This is a genomic window from Levilactobacillus cerevisiae (genome assembly GCF_003946245.1).
In the GTDB taxonomy this organism is placed as follows: Bacteria; Bacillota; Bacilli; order Lactobacillales; family Lactobacillaceae; genus Levilactobacillus; species Levilactobacillus cerevisiae.
Map to the genome: position 1 here is coordinate 1 of NZ_RHNN01000059.1, position 4,429 is coordinate 4,429.

The following is a 4,429-nucleotide window of genomic DNA, read 5'->3' on the forward strand; positions in this document are numbered from 1 at the left end:
GAAGCATCATTTATTTAAGTTAGATACATATTATATGTACGAAGGCATTTCATTTACACAAGATTCTTGACGCTACCGATTAAACCGACACCAACCGCGGATTCAATCCTGGAAGATTGTTTAAAAAGATTGTCTTTGACTATCGTGACAGACAATCTCGCTCAGCCAAAACAACGTCTGTCATAATTGATGCACAGAGTATTAAAAATACTGATACTGCTGAACATAAGGGGTATGATGCTGGTAAAAAGATATCTGGTATTAAACGACATTTAGCCGTTGATATAAATGGACTACCTCAGGCAATTCATGTAACGACAGTAAATGTATCCGATCGTGATGGCGCTAGTGCTATGTTAGCTCTCAATAGTAGCCACTTAAGCCAAGTATCAACCGTCCTAGTTGATGGGGGCTACACCGGTTCTAATTTTGCAGCAGATGTTCACACTAATTTGAAAGCCACCGTACAGGTGGCTAAGCGTAATGAACTTCATAAGTTTGAGGTACTACCTCAACGTTGGATTATTGAACGCTCATTTAGCTGGCTGGATAAGTGTCGCCGGCTTTGGAAAAACTGCGAACGTCACCTAAATACTAGTCTGCAAATGATTGCTTTAGCGTTTATCTCATTGCTTCTAAAAAGATACTAGACAGCTTCTAAGCGTAGGCACCCAACAAGAGGAGCACCCTATCCTAGATATATACCTATGGCAATTGATAGCAGCACTTTTTACCCCCACCTGCGCTTCCTTTCAAACTCCCATGGCGGCTCTAAGCCTCCCGCCAAATCATGTTCATGTAATCTCGCTAACGTATCGATAACGGCCTCATAACCACTAACAGCTACTGTAGGAACTAGTGGTGTTAAGTACCTTGTCCACACCTGACTTTGAGTCCGACGCTTCGCCATAGCCGACTTAAATAACATGGTTACCGTCGTCAGCAAAGCCGGTTGGTTACCACGTTGAACTTTTTTCACTTGATATGCTGCTTGTAATTGTTTCATAACTCGATTCAAACTGGCGGGAGAAATTCCTAACTCTGCTTGAATCTGACGCGTTGATATAGCGACGGCCGTGGTAGACTTTCCTACTCGATTAATCAATGCTAACACATCTTGACGCCATTCATTAGCATGGCTGTATTGTCGTTCGGCACGTGGCTTAGCAAATTTATGCCAGCCAATCCCAACAACGACTTTACCTGAAAAATTAGGCACCCATTGATCCAATAGTCCTTGAACATAACTCAGTGCGGCCCCTCGATAGTCACCTGAATAAGCGTCTCTGACGCACTGTACAACTTCACGATCGACCAATGGCTCATGTAAATTTGAATTAAACACGTCAAGAACGTCTCTCGCACGCTGCTGAGAAACTTTAGATTGGTACATCGCTAAAGCTAGTGTCATAACGGTGTTATGACGGGCTAAACCATGCCCCGACTTAACTGTTGTCACTTTCAATAACGCTTTAAACCAGGTCTGGTCAACCTGACGACCCTCATCAGAAGACAATGAAATCACCTTACCTCCAGGTTGATCTGTGACGGGAACTTGGGCAGCATAATATTGTGACCACTTCATCAGAGCGCTCACCTGGATCAACATATTAGCATCAAAAAAAATCAGATTATCCTGACGCGGAATTCGGAAAATTCCAAAATTATTGCAGCCTACATCAACCCCAGCCACCCGTTTTTGAATCCATTGCCGCACAAAACTAGACATTTTCTGGGCTGCTTTTAAGACTGGAAACTGGCCGCGTTTCTTCCGCAAAAACATGGGTTGATCAAAAACGTAGTAGACATGGAACCCTTTAGACGTTCGCAAAATCATCGTGGGAATAAATAAATCGGCAACCGTGACCGCACTCAACACTTCCTGCTCCCGGGCATCACGTTCCGCCGCGTCAGAAAAATCAATATCAACGACCAGGCTATTAATTTGCGCGAGGTTATTTTCCCGGTGGCCCCGAACACTCGCCCGATTTTGCGTATAGCCAAGCCAGTTGAAAGTATTGGGTGTCCAGTGAGTCATACGATCAGCGATGGCATCAAGTGCCTCAAAAGAGGTGACCACAACACCATGTGCTTTTTGCATCGAATCCTTACTGCTGAAGAGCGCAATGGCCCCTTTCTTTGTAGAGGTTTCCTTGGCTTGTCCAGCAATATTAGACCGACTATTCTTAACTTTATATGTATGTAATGAATCGTGTAATACCAGTCTTTGTGCGTCTTGAATTGACTTCAAATCATACATGGCCCGTCACCTCCCTTCAAAATAAACACCTAAATTAGCTTAATAGAAAATACATAGAAAACGAAAAAGCGCAGACAAAAAAGCAACTCAGCGTTATGCCAAGTTGCTTAGGTTAGGAATAGTCCGCCTACTCCCGAATAAACTTCTAAATTTTAAAAATTACCGCCTTCGGATCTAATTAAAAAGATCCAGTGAATTTGCGCAGAAGTCGCTCACCACACGTGTCCCCTTAGTCTTTACCCGGCAGCTTGTCCCCTACCGTTTTGAAATCACACCATTCTCGACATCTCACCATTTTGCTGGTATAATCTTCATAGTTGAAAAAGATTTTTTTCGAGTGCTGACCAATTCCCGTTGGTTGGCGCTTTTCTTATTTATAAGAGAAGTGTACCTCATTATCTCTTCAAAATAAAGAGGTTTCTTTTTTATATTTATAAATTCATACATACATGAATTTATAAATAAATGAATTCATGTATGTATGATTGAACTAATTGCCTTTGTAAAGCAGTTATTGTCAATAGCAATAGGAACCTTGACACAAACAACAATTCAAGTTATACTTATTTTGTTATAAATTCATACATTTATGAAAGCGTGGTGCTTAGAAATTGAAAAAAATAAATTTAAAAAGGCCCCTCACAATTACTGTTGCAAATCAAAAAGGTGGCGCCGGTAAGAGCACAATCACTCGTTACTTAGCCTACAGCCTGTCTCTCCACGGCTATCATGTGCTAGTCGTAGATGAAGATCCACAATCCAATACTACAAAATCATTCGTAGTAACAAAAGAACATAACGAACCAGATTCAGTTTTTGTCTTAGACAAAACAATGATGGCCGGAATCCGAGACCATGATCTAACTGATTTAGTCGTCAACATACTCCCAAATTTAGATCTTATTCCGGCCCATTATGATTTAAAGAATCTAACAAATTATCTTAGCAAACAGTATGGTGTCGCCGAAGAAGGGGACGCCAATTACCACGAAGTTAAATCGAAAAAGCTCTTCTTTTTAAGAGAATTACTTGAACCTCTCAAAAGCCGTGGAACCTATGACTTCATTTTCATTGACACACCACCAACCTCTTCTGATTATACTGACTCCGCTGTAGGAGCGAGTGATTACGTCCTTGTCGCCTTTCAAACTCAATCAGATTCTCTGGACGGGGCCCACAACTTCATTTTCAATCCAGACGAGCTACCAGAGAAGGTAAACGAGTTCGGCGTGCCAACTGATGTACTCGGTATTCTACCGAATCAAATGCAGCGATCCGGAAGTATTGACGAAACTGTAATGCAAGATGCCGTGAACTTCTTTGGAAAAGAAAATATGTTTAAGACAATTGTTCCTTACAAGCGCCGTCTACAATCCGCACCACGAAACGGTCTACGAAATGATAGTTACTGGGACAAAGATATTTTTACTTCATTCTTAGATAATCTGACGAATGAATTCATTGAACGCGTGAACTTAATGGAGAGTGACAAATGATGACTGAATCAAGCCAAAAAAAACCCGGTTTTTTCACAAAAGATAATTCTGAAAAAGATACATTAAAAAAAGGATCAGGATTACTCGATAAGTCATACAAACCTGATCCGCAGCCAAAAACCCTATATCGACCTGAACCAACTATAGAAACCAATAATAGCTCTAGGTCCACTCAAGGATTCGGTAATAAGAGTGAACGAAAATCTTTAGTTTTGCCGGCTGAACAATATTATCAGTTTATGGCACTACTTGATCAATCAGCATTTAGTTACACCTATGAGTTACTTGGAGATCAAATGCAGCCACAAATTGATAAAATGAGTCAGGTCGAACGACAGATGTTTGATATGAAGGTAGCCCAACTACGTGAGAAAGATGAAAAGAAGAAAAGAACTCGAAAAAAATTATAAGTTTATACAAGTATGAATTTATAATTGTATAACTAGATTTGATACCACTAGTTACTATCTTCACTATGCTTCTTGATTACGAGCGTCATAGACTCTCTATCCCGTGTTGTAACATTCATATTTGTATACTTTCATAAATTCATATTTACATACAAGTATGAATTTTCAAAAGTCAGTCGTTAAAAAGGTTCTATGTCAACTGTTGTTGGTAATTCCATTTATAAAATTGTCTAATCCTTTGAGATTAGGCAATTTTTTTTGAG

General features: G+C 40.2%; 3 protein-coding genes and 1 pseudogene. 3 read left to right on the forward strand and 1 reads right to left on the reverse strand.

Annotated elements, in window-relative coordinates; genetic code table 11:
* Positions 1-143: 143 nt before the first annotated feature.
* Positions 144-650 (forward strand): annotated as a pseudogene (locus EKM99_RS15380) (IS5 family transposase); the annotation flags it as partial.
* An 80-nt stretch (positions 651-730) separates the two neighbouring features.
* On the opposite strand, the gene EKM99_RS15385 reads toward EKM99_RS15380, so the two are convergent.
* Complete coding sequence (locus EKM99_RS15385) at positions 731-2,260, reverse strand: primase C-terminal domain-containing protein (protein ID WP_125584188.1); 1,530 nt, start codon at positions 2,258-2,260, stop codon at positions 731-733.
* Positions 2,261-2,871: 611 nt separating this feature from the next.
* Here EKM99_RS15385 and EKM99_RS15390 point away from each other — a divergent pair.
* The gene (locus tag EKM99_RS15390; RefSeq protein WP_014216286.1) at positions 2,872-3,756 is read left to right on the forward strand and encodes a ParA family protein; all 885 of its coding nucleotides are present in this window, start codon (positions 2,872-2,874) and stop codon (positions 3,754-3,756) included.
* Positions 3,753-4,166, forward strand: a complete 414-nt coding sequence (locus EKM99_RS15395; RefSeq protein WP_125584189.1) for a hypothetical protein — start codon at positions 3,753-3,755, stop codon at positions 4,164-4,166. The genes EKM99_RS15390 and EKM99_RS15395 overlap by 4 nt, the downstream gene beginning before the upstream one ends.
* The last annotated feature ends 263 nt before the right edge of the window (positions 4,167-4,429 follow it).